This is a genomic window from Pantoea sp. BL1 (assembly GCF_000963985.1).
GTDB lineage: Bacteria > Pseudomonadota > Gammaproteobacteria > Enterobacterales > Enterobacteriaceae > Pantoea > Pantoea rwandensis_B.
In genome coordinates this window covers 1-286 of record NZ_JZRH01000121.1, presented here as the reverse complement: position 1 = coordinate 286, position 286 = coordinate 1, and the positions used below count along the sequence as shown (strand labels likewise).

At 52.8% G+C, this 286-nt stretch carries 1 protein-coding gene; it reads left to right on the top strand.

Annotated elements, in window-relative coordinates; translation table 11 throughout:
* The coding region (locus tag VH86_RS24645; RefSeq protein ID WP_045834454.1) for an aldehyde dehydrogenase family protein at nt 1–286 on the top strand (286 nt) is incomplete at both ends.

Below are 286 nucleotides of genomic sequence, written 5' to 3'. Positions count from 1 at the left end.
CCGCCACTGGCGGGCATATTCTCGAACTGGCGGCGAAAAGCCTGATTCCGTCTACCGTTGAGCTGGGCGGTAAATCACCGAACATCTTCTTTGAAGACATCATGGATGCGGAAGAGAGCTTTATCGAGAAAGCAGCAGAAGGCGTGGTGCTTGGCTTCCTGAATCAGGGGGAAGTTTGTACCTGTCCGTCTCGTGCGCTGGTACAGGAGTCGATCTTTGAGCCGTTTATGGCAGCTGTCATGAAACGTATCAAAACTATCAAACGCGGCGATCCGCTGGATACCGA